Genomic DNA, 14277 nt, shown 5'->3' with positions numbered 1-14277 from the left:
GCAATAAAACTTTACAATCTTTGCGTTTTACCCAGGTAAAATCCATTGTCTATTGAGAATAGAGTCATTAATTGATCAAATTTGGTATCACTAATACCAATGCACAACTTGGACACAATCCTCAAAATCTTAACATTCAACACTTCTGGCTTTTTAGCTTTAGCCAGCTAGGGTAATGTAACAAATCATAACTAATAATTGGTGTTTTCTCTTTAATTAGGAGGAGTAATTATAATTTTTATATTTTCTTCATGATTACTCAAAACTACCAAAAATATTCAAAAAATCATACTTACGAGAGATTTATTCGTAACTAAAGTAGTTTTTTTACATAAAAAGTGATAATTCCAATACTTCTCTCTAAAATAAAACAATGTATATTATTCACATCTAGCACAGTAGGAAACATCAAGGCAGAAACAAGGTAACGGTAAAAGGTAAATTTACTTCTTTCTACCCTTGTCGTGTCAGAACTTCATCTTGATGTTTCTCTTTTTTTTAATAGTTTGTAAATTGTTGTTTTTTTAACCTCTTATTAAGTATTTTTAAATATAAAGCTTTATATGGCAAGCTTATAACTAGATTGGTTATGGATTTTAAAAATGTCGCTGTTAGAAATCAAGTTACCGATTCATGAAACTTTTCAAAGTACAGTTCAGGGAGAAGGATTCTGGACTGGTTGCTTAGTAGACTTTATTCGCTTATCAGGTTGTCCAGTCGGTTGTCCTTGGTGCGATACTGGTTATGCTGACCCAGGAGCGAATTTACCACGAGTAGAACGTCCCATAGCTGAACTTCTAGCGGAAATCAAATCTCCCAGAGTGGTAATATCTGGCGGAGAACCATTCATTCACAAGCATTTACCTGACTTAGTTCAAGCTTTATTAGCCGCGGACAAACGAGTTAACATTGAAACATCAGGCTCTTTTTGGCAAGCAGTTTCCCCAGCAGCTTGGATTACTCTATCTCCCAAAGAACATATTAACCCTAAATACCCAGTAAAAAGTCAGTTTTGGAGTCGAGCTAACGAAGTTAAGATAGTCATAGAGACTGGTGGAGAAATTGATTTTTACCAAGAACATCTATCTACTCACCCTAATTTGCTTGTCTACTTACAACCTGAGTGGAACAGTTCGTCGAAATCAATCCCACTGATTTTGCAGATATTACAACAAAAACCTGATTATAAACTATCCTTACAAACACACAAGTATATCGGGGTACAATGACCAATCATCAGTGGCTACTGGCTAAAGAATTCCGCTTTGAAGCAGCACATAAATTACCTTACCATGATGGTAAATGCTCCAGGCTGCATGGACATAGTTGGCGTGGAGTTGTTTATGTAGCTGGTGATACGTTAATAACAAAAGGTGCTAAACAGGGTATGGTAATGGACTATTCAGATATTAAAAAATATCTCAAACCCTTGCTTGAGAATTATTTAGATCACTATTATTTAAATGAATCTATGGGTTTGGAATCACCAACCAGCGAAGCAATTGCTGCTTGGATTTATGAAAAATTAGAACAAGCAGGATTAGCGGGATTAACAGCAGTGAGAATTGATGAAACTTGCACTTCTATCTGTTTGTATTCCAAAACCCGCATATCTGGTTGGTTGAATTCTGGTGAAAGTTTGAATTTACTGCAATCTCGTCAAAATGATGATGTTAAGATTCCCCGGTCTGAAGACGCGGGGATTTCTGAAGAGTCCACAAAAGAACTTTCTTAGGCGCACTTAAAGCGCCTCTACCTACTCCACTTAAGTCAAACTTAAATATCGCAGCTACTTTTTTGATTATGTTAACTGCGCCGTTGCAGTCTGCATTTATTTTGATTCCAGTTGAGGTTCTAAATTGACCTCTAGTAATCCTAATTCCGCTAGATTTCCACCCTTCGGGTTTTGCACCAAATGTAGGTAGAACATCATTATCTAAAAACGATGTTTTTGAGGTATAACTCTCTTCAGTTTCCACAAAAACAATACCCGATTGTTCGCATAATTGGGCTATGCGTCCTTTGAGTTTAGCTGTTGGTATTTGAACAAACTTTTGATTGTTCTTTTTGCCCAGATCAGCACTGTCTTTTTGCCTCTGGTTCCATCCAAAAACAATCGTGCCAATTTTATTGTCTATGCAATGGTTGATGACAATTCTTGCAGCTTTATTAACAGCGTTTCGCATTTGACGGTTACGCTTTTCGGTAATCGCTGCAAGTCGGTTAGACCAAAAACCCTGGGGTTTTCCTTCTTTGATGTTGGCAACTGTTTTGTTATACCATTGGTTCAAAGATTTTAGATGTAATCCGTCGATTATGAAGGATGTTCCCACGTTGGAAACACAAGTTAACCAATTATCGATACCGTGGTCGATGCCAATTACTTTAGACTTGTCAATCTCAATAATCGACTTTTCAGTTTGATAAACAAACTCAGCATAAAATTGACGGTTTCTAGGGAGTATGCGAATTTCTTTCATGTCAGACCATTCCAGATTTGAAGGCATTGGTAAGAAAAATTCAGTTATCCCAAACCATGCTTTGACTTGATTACCTAGTGGAAACCTAATTAAATTATCTACTAATTTTAACCATTTTTTTGGGTACGTGACAGTAAATAAACCTCCGGGTTTTCTATAATTAGGTACTCTCGGTTTTTGGTTTAATTCCCCTTTTTTAGATTTTGCTAGTAATTGTTTAAATGATTTGAAAGCCTCACCAACACTTAAACAAGTTTGTTGCATTGCCGAAGCATAGCCAGCATGAAAATGTTTATTGTTTTTCATTTGAGCGGTTAAATCAAAACCGCTGACTATTTTCCCGGTTTTAAACCAAATTTGTCGGGCATAATAAACAGAACAATTATAAAGGCTATTCGATTCATGACATAGATACTCAATAATAGCTTTTGTTTCATTATCGCTATGAAGTAAAACCTGTTGACAACCAAACACTTGAATTACCTTCCGTGAATTATTGATTCATCTATATTTACTATGTTAGAGTATTGGTTGATATATGTCAATCCTTCAACCAATAAAAATGAGAAAAGATTCAATAGGATATAGACACAATGAGCATTCTGTTGGTTTAGCTACTCTTCATCTAGTTTGGATACCTAAACGGAGAAAGCCTGTATTAAAGGGTGATGTTAAACTAAGATTATCTGAAATTTTAGATTCTGTTGCTCATGATAAAGATTGGATTATTAAAGCCAAAGAAATAGCCTCAGACCACGTTCACTTGCTTATAGAGTATGACGAAAAAACACCTATCTGTGATGTTGTCAAAGCTTTTAAAGGCCGTAGTTCTAAGTTATTGAGAGAAGAGTTCCCCGAATTAAAAAAACTCCCGTCACTCTGGACTAGAAGCTATTTTTATGATACTTCGGGCAAAGTAAGCACTAGTAACGTGATGGCATATATAAACGATCCACACCATGAAAGACATTAATCTTGAAAGCAGATAAATCTGCTCGTGTCGTTTTTCCACCCCGCTCTAAAGAGACGGGTCCACCAAACTCCCGGATCTTTTTCGTGTCAAAATCATCTAAACTGAAATTTTTACTCCCGCGCTCCAGCTTGTTTTAATATTGTCCAAATACTGCGATAATTATTGAATTCTGCAATCATTAAAGCAGTATAACCACCCTGATTTTTTAAATCAACATCCGCTCCAGCTTGTATTAACATTACCACGGCTTGACTATAACCTTCCGCTACAGCCCACATTAAAGCAGTTGCGCCAGCCGAGTTTTGCAAATTCACATTTGCTCCTTGTGCTAATAATAATTGGCATATTTCGGGATAGTTTCCTGCTATGGCTTTGACTAAGGCTGTTTTACCATCATCTGCTAATTTATTAATATCTGCACCATTCTCAAGTAATAGTTTCACAGTTGAGAAATGCCCTTTGGATACTGCTAAGGTAAGAGCAACTTCTCCAAAGTTTTTCTTTTCCATATCTGCCCCCGCGCCCAGTAAAACGGCTACTATTTCACTATATCCCTGGAATGCTGCTATCAATAAAGGTGTATCTCCCAGATGGTTTCTAATTTGCACATCTGCCCCTCGTTGAAGTAATATTTTGACCACATCTACATATTCTTCCACAACCGCAAGATGTAAGGCTGTTTCACCTTCTTTATCTTGATGATTAATTTCCGCACCTGCGTCTAATAAAGCGGTGATAATAGCAGTATTTCCTGTTGCTGCGGCTGCTAATAGTGCTGTTCCATGATCAACATTTTTGATATTGACATCAGCCCCAGATGACAGCAATGCTTGTACTATTTCTAAATAACTTAAATCTGCCGCAATTATTAATCCTGTATCACCTTCTGAATCTTGGCTATTGACAATATTACTATTTTGTGATAGTGCTTTAACAACTGCTGGATGTTTGTGTTTTATTGCCAGTTTTAAGGCGGTATCATTATCTTTGTCGGTAATGCTGATATCAGCACCAGCCGCTAATAAAATTTGCACAATCTCCAGATAACCTTTCAGTGCTGCTATCATTAATGCGGTACTACCATCATCATTGGTAGCATTGACATTTGCCCCTTTAGAGACTAACAATTTAACAACATCTATTTGATTAGCACTAGCAGCCAGCATTAATGCTGTTAAACTATAGGTTTTTCTAGTTAAGTTAATGTTAGCATCGGCATCCAAGAGCGATCGCACAATTTCTGTATAACCCAAATTCGCCGCAAACATCAATGCTGTAGTCCCATTTTCATCGCTAACATCCACTTTAGCACCAGCAGACAGCAGTGCAAATACTCCTTGAATATCACCAGTTTTCACAGCCTTCAGCAACGAGGTATTTTTATTTTCTATCATTGGTTATGTCCTGTTTGGGTAGATGTGACTGATTCCAACTCCAGATTACACTTTGGTAAGATTGAAAAATTTCTACGTAAGAAAAATAAATGTATGCTAAGTTTTATGAAGATTTAATAACCGGAAGTAAAAAATATGGCTTTTGAACTGACTCCAACAATCAGATTCTGGTTGAACTTTGCTCACCCAGTTACTATGTGGGTATTATTAGCACTTTCCTTGTATGCTGCCTATTTAGGATTACAAGTACAGCGTACCAGAAATGCTCAGGGAGAAGAAAAGAAAGAACTAATTAAAGGGCGTTACACCATCAAACACCACCAAATTGGTTCTATTATGTTAGCACTAATGGTAGCCGGTTCCATTGGTGGCATGGCTGTTACCTACATTAATAATGGTAAGTTGTTTGTCGGACCGCATCTATTAGCAGGATTAAGTATGACGGGTTTAATTGCTTTTTCTGCATCCCTATCTCCTTTCATGCAAAAAGGCGCAAATTGGGCGCGGATAACTCATATATTCTTAAATTTTGCTATTTTGGGGCTTTTCATCTGGCAAGCCCTCTCTGGTGTCGAAATTATCCAAAGAATTCTCACGAAAGCGTAGATTGTCAGTTGTTAGTTGTCAGTTGTTTGTTCCCTGTTCCCTGTTCCCTGTTCCCTGTTCCCTATTTCTTCTGTTTCTTTTGAGGAAAAGGTATATCCAAGGATTGATAAAAGTCTTTTTGTACCTTGTGTGTGAGACGATGGGAAACCTGACGGACAATTTGATTAAGGATGCGATCGCCTGTAGACTGAATTAAAGAATAGGGTAATCGCTGAATAAATCTGGGAAACTGCAACTCAACAACCAAATCCAACTCCCATTCCACCCGTGTAACCCCATCTAAATCACCTATCAATTGTGTTGATGATTTGTAATCCACCTCATAACCAGGTGCTTGATAATCAGGTACAGGAATAGTCCGAATGTGGAATTGACGATTTTGGGGGTTTAGCAACTCCAAGCCAATCTTTGGTTCTACTTCGTAACCAAAAGCACCAAATTTACCCACCGCTAGAGCATAACTATTTTCCCCTAGCGGGAGTACCTTCATCGGTTCTGCACAACGGCCAAACCAGGAAGCATGAGTATTAAAATACTCCTCAACCTGCTCCACAGGTGCATACATTTCCATACTATCTTGATAATTGCCATAAAATTTAGTTGGAGTTGGATGATCTTTTTTAAAACCAGTATCATCTGCTACTTTCCAAGATTGATATTCACTATTGTTTGTCACCATAAATTTATTTTTTGTATATTTTGAAGTTTGTCTATATTCATCATTCCCAATTGAGGGAAGTTTTTTCCCATTAAAATCCAATTTTTACGAAAATATCAACAATTTGCCATTAACTTCACATAAAAAACATGAACTGATTATATAAATCCTGCTAATAGCCTTCACCCCTTGTCTAAAGCCCAGACGTGGCTTCCTGAGTCAGCCACATCTTTAAGGGTTTTCGGCATTTTCGTTATAAAATAAATCAACAAGGCAGATTTATATGTATTTACTTAGCACTCCTAATTGACTAACTAGAAAATATCTAGCTTTTTATGACTTTCTTGATAATCGTCATCCAATAGTTGATATTGTAACTAAATAAGCCAATAGGTGATCATAGCAATATTACTGAAGTTTTTAATTTTTCCGAAAGCAAAGTGTAAATTTTTGTAATTAGTCAAGAGAAGAAATTGAGAGGAGTTGAATTCTGAAAAGCTTTGAACTTAAAGGTGTAGAAAAACTCATCGCTCCCATAGCCTCACTTTTGGGCTTTGTGTACCTATTTCAGTGGTATATTTTTGGAGATATACAATTATCCCGCGAACCCGTATTTACCAGAAAACAGCCTCCCCTAGTCATGAAAGGTGGAGATCCTTATATTCGGGCATTAATGCGAACCATATCTGCCAGCGAAGCTAGTGGTAATCGTCCCTATTCTCTCTTGTATGGTGGTGAACAAATTAATGATCTCAGCCATCATCCTCAAAAATGTGTCACCATCATCACAGGACCGAATACAGGTAATTGTTCCACAGCCGCAGGTAGATATCAGATTATTAATACTACGTGGGATCAAATTGCCCCTCGTTATCACCCAAAACCCGCAAAGATGATGCTTTGGACTAATTATAGCTTTGAAGCAGAGTATCAAGATGTAGTAGTTTACCGTTGGTTGAATGATGCAAAAGTTTGGGGTGTAAATATTCCTAAGCTATTACAGCAACAAAAATTAAATGACGTTTTGCGGAAACTTTCTCCCACATGGACAAGTTTGGGGTACGGGATAGAAAATAATTCTGTTAGTAGTTCCTTACCCAAAATTTATCAGCAAATCTTAACAGAAGAATTAAAGCAAAATCCCGAAATCAAAAGGACAAAATCGGAAAATTAGATCAATCTACAAGAATTTTATTCTTCGCTGTTGCTGATACAGGCATAAATACCTTTGATTGAATAGGTTTTAGCACTTGCAACCCATTTAAATTTTGCAAACAATCTAAAGCTGCTTCCCGAATCATTACTTCTTTTTCCTGACTCAGTAGCAGTTGTAAACATTCCCTAATATCTTGTTGTATTACCGTATCAACTCGCTGACGGATAATCAGTTTATTGAGTTGACGTATGGAAAGCAACCGTTTTAAAGGATCTTTTTCCGTGAAATTGTTTAACAATTGATCAAGATAATCTTCCTCTTGATTTCCTTGAACACTGAATATTTGCCACACCAACAAAATTAAAGTTAATAGCGTTCCTATCCCTTGAACAATAGCACCAGCAGCTAACCAATGACTAGGAGCATCAACCCAAATTGCCGAAGCCATATAAGTTATCACAGTCGCAATCCCACCACTAGCAACAGAATAAGCTAACCGACTGTTAGTGCTACTCATTAACTTACGTATTTCTAGCCAGCGCAATTGCCAATTCCATTTTTGCACTGAGTAAGTAAATACCATGCTCCCAATGCCAACAATAACAGCTAATAGTAATTGCCAACTCCACAGCAGCATAGCCACAATAATTGTTAACAATCCCAGCAAAACACCAGGTTCATAAAAATGTTTAAAAATCTGCTGTTTTTGGCTTGCTGTCTTAATTTCTGAAATTTGATTGATGAATTGTTTCCAAGACGACGAAGCCTGTGCCACAGTATTTACCCACTTAATTACAAAATTATAAATGTATTGTTTTTACTAATTTTGAGGATGAAATCAGGAGAATTTCACCCTTAAATATAATGCTATTTATCCTGTAATCGAATATCAATTACAGACGCATTGAAGTTATAGTTAAAACCTTCCAATTCAAAAGGCATTCCAATTTTCACTTTGCTATTACCAAGAACAGGCCCATCTTTAGTGACTGTAGCTTGTCCTTCTAAAGTCAAGAGAAAATCTGTACTAAAGTTAATTTTTCTAGGATCTGGTAATTCTTTCACAGAACCATCTGGTTGACCAATTGTCAGTGTTCTCTCTAACTGCTCAACCGATTTAATCCCAATTTGACCATAGGGTTGATTACGGATAATCACATTAGTTTTACCACCTTTTGTGAATCCTTCTTTAACTAACTGTTGAGGATTACGAACATTGAGTCCACGTACCAACAAATCTACCTCAATGGGTACTGTTTTCGCACCCACTTGAGCCACAGAACCAGAAGTACCAGGGAAAATAAAGATACCCACTATCACTAGCAAAATTACTAATGCAGCCCCTAAATCTAATAGGTTAATTTTACCGAACAAGCGACCTTTAGAATCTAAAATAGCCATAATCAGGTTTGGATAAGTTGCAGTTAAGTTTTCAGCTAAGTAATTGATTGTACCGTCAAGTTTTTTCAAATGATCCACAATCTTGATCACTGAATCAGAATTGACAGAAACTAGACATTATGGTTATGCGACAGTTTATCATGATTGCAGGAGATTCAGTGTCATAGTAGCAGTAAGTTATTTGAATTGACTATTTGCCCTATCTGGAGTTGAAAATGCAACTTAGTAAACTGAAAATTCGTCCTCTAATTTTAAGTTCTCACACCAATCTCATATAACTCGATTATGATTAACTCGCAAGGAATTTGGACAAATTATCGTTTGTGGCAGCGGCGCTGTTTGTATCCGTTTATTTCTGTAAGCGTTGCTTTAACTGTGTGCCTGAGTACACAATTATCAAGTAAAGCTATAGGTTTTAGCGATCTGATCCGTATAGTCCCACAAGTAACCCAGATATTTAATCTATCTAATATATCCGATCGCCAGGAAGTTGATCTTGGGCAGCAAATAAATCAAGGAATACAGCAAGAAGTCAGAATTTCTCGTAATTCACAACTAAACAGCTATGTTGAACAAATCGGTAGACGTTTAGCAGCTAATAGCACTCGTCCAAATATTCCCTATACTTTTCAAGTAGTCGAAGATCCTGCTGTTAATGCCTTTGCAACTGCCGGTGGTTTTATTTATGTGAATACAGGTTTGTTAAAAACAGCAGACAATGAAGCCGAATTTGCCAGTGTATTAGCTCATGAAATGGGACATATCGAAGGCAAACATTTAATTAAACAAATGCGACAACAAGCTATAGCCAGTGGTGTAGCTACCGTATCCGGTTTAGATAAAAGCAAGGCAGTAGGAATTGGCGTGCAACTCGCCCTTAATCTTCCCCGCAGTCGCCAAGACGAATTTGATGCTGATAAAAGAGGATTAGCAAACATAACCCGCACTGGTTATGCTCAGTCAGCAATGGTTTCTTTTATGAAAAAGCTACAAAGAAGTAGCTCCGTACCTGCATTTTTAAGTACACATCCAGGGGCGAGCGATCGCGTAATCTCCCTGCAAAATCAGATTAAAAATCAACCAAGTAGTCAAAATCATGGTTTAGATAATCCGGTATATCAAAGCAAAATGAGAGCATTTTTGCCATAATTATGCTCGTTTTCTATGACGGCGGCTACCTGCGAACTCTTGTGGCTGAACAATTGTCATCACCTCTTCCCAAGCCACAGTCCGCACAGCCCTACTGAACACATTGGCCTGATAAACCAACTTATTCGTAATATCCAGCCCCGTCAACCAACCACTACGGGGATGATAAGCGCCAGTATCAATATCTAACCAGCCCTGGCCCTGTGCCAAATTACCGGGAGCCACACCAGGTAAAGTAAAAGTTATAGTATGACCAACTATAATCAACTTATCTGCAAAATATGGTTTCTCTATCCGATGAAACTCATCCCTAATCCAGCATAATTCTTCCGCCGTCTGTTCTTGGACACTCTTTTCTGGATCAACACCTGCATGAGTTAACCAAAAATCTCCCAAATCTAAATATGTGGGCAAACTCTCAAACCAATCCAGATGTTGTTTAGGAATTGTTGCAGATTGGTAACTAGCAATAGTAGCCTGTCCTCCACTGTATAACCACGTTTGCATATTTGTGGACGAAGTATTCTTACCAGTCATGATATTTAATAACATCTGCTCATGATTACCTAGCAAACAATGGTAATCATTTTCTTTAACAAACTCAACTACTTGGGCGCTTTTTGGACCACGATCAATTAAGTCTCCCAAAAAATATACTTGATCCTCTGATGTAGGCGCTATTTTTGCCAACAGCAACATCAAACATTCATAGTGTCCATGCACATCACCAATAACAACCCTGCGTTGACTAATTTCGCTCATTTGCTTCTAGCTTAAATGAATTAGCTGAATATTTCGACTAAACTTTGATTGGTCTAATTTTCGTTTAAAAGGTCAAGAAAACTTGACTAAGTTATGATTTCTTTAATAATTATGTAGACATTTGGTTAACTTGCCAAGTTCCCATATAAATAATTACCAATACTCAAGACTCATATTATACATGAATTTTCATGTTTAAGTAGGCTTGTCCTCGGTAGCAAAATATAACAAGCATTAGTATTTATTTTCATCTTGCAATAACCATAAACCACTATAAGTCATTCCCGAATCATCTGGTTGCACCAACAAAAAATGCAGTCCCCGACTTAGTTGTTTTCGCTCTTGATATAAGTTTCCAGCAGCAGTAACTTCCTCATCTGTAAAAGTCGCCAAAACCCACCTATCTACCAAACCAGCTTCTAATACCAACCCATCAGGCGCACCAGCGATATAGTTTAATGATACAGGATTATTTTCCTTTAACCACTGCGCCAACCGCATAGATTTTCGTCCACCGTAAATCACTACACCAGGGATAGGTACTGTTGAAGCTAAACCCAGATTAATTGGTTTGAGAAAATCTGGTATTTGCAAAAAAGGAATTGGTCGTTCTGTAAACTCATCCACAATATCACCAGATGGAATCGTCGCAAACCGCCATTCTTCCCCCCAGAGATTTTCCGGTAATGGTAATGGAGGTAGTTTATCTACAATTACAGGATATTGTTTCGCTGTTAACCACTGTTTTAACGCTAAAGTTCTCCGAGTAGCTTCAACATAAATACCTAGATTATTTCCCGCAGTTGTGATTAAACTTAAAGACTGAGGACGAAATACTTGAATTACATCTGGTAACTTTTCCTGACCAGCTAATTGTAATTGTTGGGCGACCCAAGTAGAATTAGCCTGGGATTGGGGACAACTGGCTGTAAATTCAAAACTGCGAGTTGCATCACAAACTAATAGTTCCCATAACGTCTGCCCTTCAGCATTTTGTAGCGGACTACGATAAAAATCAGCCTGCCAAATCAGACTCATTCCCTACTCCATAAAAATTAAATAACTCAAAACCGAATTTAGCAAGTTTACTTTTTAACTAAATTCCTGGCAAATTCTATCGCTGCTTCTACTGTAGAAATTTTCCCCTCAGCTTGAGCAACACCAACCTCCATTAATAATTCACCTATCAATGGTGAAGCGGGAATGTTTAACGCCATCATCATGTCTTTACCATTGAGTAAAGGAATAGGATGAGCAACTGCATCGTTTTTGTCAAGATAACGCTTGATTAAAGGTTCATAAGTAACAAACATACTTTCTTCAAACATTCCCTTAGCTACAATATCATTTGCTAAAGCTAATACCAAGACAGCCGGAAATAAACTTCCCATTTCCCGAAACAAAAAATACTGTTTTCGCAAAGGCATCTTTACCGCTTTTATTTCCGAAAATAGTCTTAATCCCGTTGTCACAGCCCGAATTTCTGCCCGACTATAGGTAAGTTCCTGTAATTCGATTTCGGCAATTTCTGGCTTTGAGTCAACCAGACAAGCAAGTTTAGCAGTAGCTAACCAAGAAGTTTTCACAGTCTCCCGTACATAATTTGCTAATTCTTCTCCTAGTTGTTGCCAATTTTCACTAATTAAAGTATAAGCTTGATCAACAGCAGTTAACTTAATAAAACTTTCCTCAGTCGCGTTTTTAAAGAAACTAGTCAAAACACCATCTTTCCAAGCAGCATTTAGCCAAAATGTCCCTTGAGAATTTGCCAACAAATAACCAATTTCTACCCGTACTCGTTCCGCTGCCACTTGATTAATACTTTTTGCTAAACTGCGAATTGTCTCTTGAGTAGCTGGTTCAATAGTAAAACCAAGTTGGGCAGCTTGACGATAAGCCCGCATTAACCGCAAAGGATCATTTTGCAGATTTACAGGTGATATCATCCGTAATAGACCAGATTCTATATCTTTATAGCCTTCCAGCGGATCAATAATTTCTTGAGTATGGGGATTATAAGCGATCGCATTAATAGTAAAATCCCTTCTATGCAAATCCGTAATTAAACTTTCTCCCTCCTGTTGAGCAAAATCAGCCGTAGCTTCAGGAAACACCACACGAGCAATTTGTCTTTCGGCATCAAGTAACACAAAACCAGCTTGATAACGTTGAGCAATCTTTCTCGCTACCTTCACCGCATCCGCTGGGATAATAAAATCTAAATCCACATATTCCCGAATCCTACCCAAAATCGCATCACGCACCGCACCACCCACCATATAAACAGGTTGTGGCAAATATTCCAGACTAAAAGGCCAATTTTTAGCAGCGAGACGAGAAACAACTAATTCATCCATGATCATAAAAATCAACCTAGTAACCAATGCCGATTATTTTGCATTAAGCTACATTAACTATAAAGCTTCCCAAAGTTGGTTCTATTATGTGTATTTGCGTGAATTGCCACTATGTAGACCGCTGCGTCACCTACAACGCCGTAGAAACCCAGCACCAACAGCCTCACCTGACAGAAACACCAGATTTTGACCCCAACGAACCTGCCATCAACGTCAATATTCGCACACAAGGCGAAATCATTGAAATGGAATGGGATGTTGTCGGTTGTCTCAGCTTCAAATCAGAAATAGGTAAATGGTCCAAATTACGTCCAGGTGAATTAGTCCCGACATAACTGAGAGTAGTTTCTGAAATGTTGCTGAATATTCACACTCGAAATCAGCAACACCGATTCTTATTCATTTTTTCCCCTCCAATCCTTAATTTTGCTGTATTATTTATCAGAAAAATATATTTGCATTTACTTTGACAAACATAATTAAACACCTCTCATCGAATAAATATGCTTTAGCATTGCATACCACCACACCAGAACTCGGTTTAGCAATTAGCAACTTTACAGATTATCCCCAATCTCAAGTTTGGAACTTAGGACGTGACTTATCCAGTCATATCCATAAATACCTAATTGAAGTGATTAAACCACGAACCTGGGCAGACCTAGAATTTATCGCCGTAGCCCAAGGTCCTGGTGGTTTTACAGGAACTCGCATTGGAGTTGTCACTGCGCGCACACTAGCACAACAGCTAAACATTCCAGTATTTACAGTTTCCACCCTAGCCGCATTAGCTTGGCAAGCCCATAAAGCCCAAAAAAATTGCCAACAGCCAATAATTGCCGTAGAAATGCCAGCACAGAGGGGACAAGTTTTTGGTGCTGTTTATCAACCCAACCCTGATAATTCTGGCATTACTGCTCTATTACCAGATACAGTATTCACCCCAACCGCATGGCAAGAAACCCTAGCAGTCCAATCTTCTGAGCATACAAGTTATCAATTAATTTCCGCCACATCCCAGTTAGCAGCCACCGTTAACAGTATTTTGGAATTAGCATATTTAGATTGGCAGCACGGAAAAAATCCCCATTGGTCTGAGGCTCTTCCTTATTATGGACAACATCCTGTAGATATTTGATGATTATCGAAATCCTCCTAATCCTTACCAAATAAAGCTTATAGCTCAAAATAAGCATTAAATTTCCCCTCCCCAAAAAATATTTTCCCAACCCCCTTGACAAGAAAAGAAAGGATTGCTATATTAGATAAGTGCCGAAGAGAGAAACAACTCACGGTAACTGAACCGAGAAAAAATAATACTTTGAAAGAATAGATTAAACC

General features: G+C 37.8%; 16 protein-coding genes. 8 read left to right on the top strand and 8 right to left on the bottom strand.

Features of this window, described 5'->3' with window-relative positions:
* The first annotated feature begins 602 nt into the window (after window positions 1-602).
* Both PN450_RS10305 and queD read left to right on the top strand, forming a co-directional pair.
* Entirely contained in the window at window positions 603-1229 is a 627-nt protein-coding gene (locus tag PN450_RS10305; protein ID WP_168634166.1) for a 7-carboxy-7-deazaguanine synthase QueE, read from the top strand.
* Window positions 1226-1735, top strand: coding sequence for a 6-carboxytetrahydropterin synthase QueD (queD, locus tag PN450_RS10300; RefSeq protein WP_148765338.1), 510 nt, complete (start codon window positions 1226-1228; stop codon window positions 1733-1735). The genes PN450_RS10305 and queD overlap by 4 nt, the downstream gene beginning before the upstream one ends.
* Here the strand turns inward: queD and PN450_RS10295 are convergent.
* On the bottom strand, window positions 1674-2954 hold the full coding sequence (locus PN450_RS10295; RefSeq protein WP_371415566.1) for an RNA-guided endonuclease InsQ/TnpB family protein: 1281 nt from the start codon (window positions 2952-2954) through the stop codon (window positions 1674-1676). The genes queD and PN450_RS10295 overlap by 62 nt on opposite strands.
* An 88-nt stretch (window positions 2955-3042) precedes the next feature.
* On the opposite strand from PN450_RS10295, the gene tnpA reads away from it, so the two are divergent.
* The gene (tnpA, locus tag PN450_RS10290) at window positions 3043-3453 is read left to right on the top strand and encodes an IS200/IS605 family transposase (protein ID WP_148767117.1); all 411 of its coding nucleotides are present in this window, start codon (window positions 3043-3045) and stop codon (window positions 3451-3453) included.
* Window positions 3454-3563: 110 nt separating this feature from the next.
* Here tnpA and PN450_RS10285 read toward each other — a convergent pair whose 3' ends face one another.
* Window positions 3564-4847, bottom strand: a complete 1284-nt coding sequence (locus PN450_RS10285) for an ankyrin repeat domain-containing protein (RefSeq protein WP_148765342.1) — start codon at window positions 4845-4847, stop codon at window positions 3564-3566.
* 135 nt (window positions 4848-4982) lie between these two features.
* On the opposite strand from PN450_RS10285, the gene PN450_RS10280 reads away from it, so the two are divergent.
* Window positions 4983-5453, top strand: a complete 471-nt coding sequence (locus PN450_RS10280; RefSeq protein ID WP_148765344.1) for a DUF4079 domain-containing protein — start codon at window positions 4983-4985, stop codon at window positions 5451-5453.
* A gap of 61 nt (window positions 5454-5514) precedes the next feature.
* On the opposite strand, the gene PN450_RS10275 is transcribed toward PN450_RS10280, so the two are convergent.
* A complete protein-coding gene (locus PN450_RS10275; RefSeq protein WP_015081540.1) occupies window positions 5515-6132 on the bottom strand; it encodes a DUF1997 domain-containing protein in 618 nt (205 codons plus the stop codon).
* Window positions 6133-6598: 466 nt separating this feature from the next.
* On the opposite strand from PN450_RS10275, the gene PN450_RS10270 reads away from it, so the two are divergent.
* On the top strand, window positions 6599-7285 hold the full coding sequence (locus tag PN450_RS10270; RefSeq protein ID WP_334311488.1) for a glycoside hydrolase family 24 protein: 687 nt from the start codon (window positions 6599-6601) through the stop codon (window positions 7283-7285).
* Between the two features lies 1 nt (window position 7286).
* On the opposite strand, the gene PN450_RS10265 is transcribed toward PN450_RS10270, so the two are convergent.
* Together PN450_RS10265 and PN450_RS10260 are read right to left on the bottom strand one after the other, a co-directional pair.
* Window positions 7287-8042 (bottom strand): armadillo-type fold-containing protein, encoded by a 756-nt coding sequence (locus PN450_RS10265; RefSeq protein ID WP_271836206.1) that lies wholly within the window; start codon window positions 8040-8042, stop codon window positions 7287-7289.
* A gap of 92 nt (window positions 8043-8134) precedes the next feature.
* Window positions 8135-8668, bottom strand: a complete 534-nt coding sequence (locus PN450_RS10260) for a DUF4330 domain-containing protein (RefSeq protein WP_015081543.1) — start codon at window positions 8666-8668, stop codon at window positions 8135-8137.
* 285 nt (window positions 8669-8953) lie between these two features.
* Here PN450_RS10260 and PN450_RS10255 point away from each other — a divergent pair, with 285 nt between their 5' ends.
* On the top strand, window positions 8954-9817 hold the full coding sequence (locus PN450_RS10255; protein WP_271836205.1) for a M48 family metallopeptidase: 864 nt from the start codon (window positions 8954-8956) through the stop codon (window positions 9815-9817).
* Here PN450_RS10255 and PN450_RS10250 read toward each other — a convergent pair whose 3' ends face one another.
* The 3 genes from PN450_RS10250 to PN450_RS10240 form a co-directional block, all read right to left on the bottom strand.
* Window positions 9818-10579, bottom strand: a complete 762-nt coding sequence (locus PN450_RS10250; RefSeq protein WP_271836204.1) for a metallophosphoesterase family protein — start codon at window positions 10577-10579, stop codon at window positions 9818-9820.
* 234 nt (window positions 10580-10813) lie between these two features.
* On the bottom strand, window positions 10814-11617 hold the full coding sequence (locus PN450_RS10245; protein WP_148765357.1) for a Tab2/Atab2 family RNA-binding protein: 804 nt from the start codon (window positions 11615-11617) through the stop codon (window positions 10814-10816).
* 47 nt (window positions 11618-11664) lie between these two features.
* Complete coding sequence (locus PN450_RS10240) at window positions 11665-12936, bottom strand: tRNA nucleotidyltransferase/poly(A) polymerase family protein (RefSeq protein ID WP_271836202.1); 1272 nt, start codon at window positions 12934-12936, stop codon at window positions 11665-11667.
* 86 nt (window positions 12937-13022) lie between these two features.
* Here PN450_RS10240 and PN450_RS10235 point away from each other — a divergent pair, with 86 nt between their 5' ends.
* Complete coding sequence (locus tag PN450_RS10235) at window positions 13023-13271, top strand: Ycf34 family protein (protein WP_148765361.1); 249 nt, start codon at window positions 13023-13025, stop codon at window positions 13269-13271.
* Between the two features lie 131 nt (window positions 13272-13402).
* Entirely contained in the window at window positions 13403-14074 is a 672-nt protein-coding gene (tsaB, locus tag PN450_RS10230) for a tRNA (adenosine(37)-N6)-threonylcarbamoyltransferase complex dimerization subunit type 1 TsaB (RefSeq protein WP_168696571.1), read from the top strand.
* Window positions 14075-14277: the final 203 nt, after the last annotated feature.

The sequence above is a fragment of the Dolichospermum lemmermannii CS-548 genome (assembly GCF_028330815.1).
Taxonomy (GTDB): Bacteria; Cyanobacteriota; Cyanobacteriia; order Cyanobacteriales; family Nostocaceae; genus Dolichospermum; species Dolichospermum lemmermannii.
This window is presented reverse-complemented; position numbering and strand designations above follow the sequence as displayed.

Bases quoted from the DNA above. Each gene is read 5' to 3' on its own strand.
- PN450_RS10305 (WP_168634166.1), top strand. From the start codon at position 603: ATGTCGCTGTTAGAAATCAAGTTACCGATTCATGAAACTTTTCAAAGT.
- queD (WP_148765338.1), top strand. From the start codon at position 1,226: ATGACCAATCATCAGTGGCTACTGGCTAAAGAATTCCGCTTTGAAGCA.
- tnpA (WP_148767117.1), top strand. From the start codon at position 3,043: ATGAGAAAAGATTCAATAGGATATAGACACAATGAGCATTCTGTTGGT.
- PN450_RS10285 (WP_148765342.1), bottom strand. From the start codon at position 4,847: ATGATAGAAAATAAAAATACCTCGTTGCTGAAGGCTGTGAAAACTGGT.
- PN450_RS10280 (WP_148765344.1), top strand. From the start codon at position 4,983: ATGGCTTTTGAACTGACTCCAACAATCAGATTCTGGTTGAACTTTGCT.
- PN450_RS10275 (WP_015081540.1), bottom strand. From the start codon at position 6,132: ATGGTGACAAACAATAGTGAATATCAATCTTGGAAAGTAGCAGATGAT.
- PN450_RS10260 (WP_015081543.1), bottom strand. From the start codon at position 8,668: ATGGCTATTTTAGATTCTAAAGGTCGCTTGTTCGGTAAAATTAACCTA.
- PN450_RS10255 (WP_271836205.1), top strand. From the start codon at position 8,954: ATGATTAACTCGCAAGGAATTTGGACAAATTATCGTTTGTGGCAGCGG.
- PN450_RS10250 (WP_271836204.1), bottom strand. From the start codon at position 10,579: ATGAGCGAAATTAGTCAACGCAGGGTTGTTATTGGTGATGTGCATGGA.
- PN450_RS10245 (WP_148765357.1), bottom strand. From the start codon at position 11,617: ATGAGTCTGATTTGGCAGGCTGATTTTTATCGTAGTCCGCTACAAAAT.
- PN450_RS10240 (WP_271836202.1), bottom strand. From the start codon at position 12,936: ATGGATGAATTAGTTGTTTCTCGTCTCGCTGCTAAAAATTGGCCTTTT.
- PN450_RS10235 (WP_148765361.1), top strand. From the start codon at position 13,023: ATGTGTATTTGCGTGAATTGCCACTATGTAGACCGCTGCGTCACCTAC.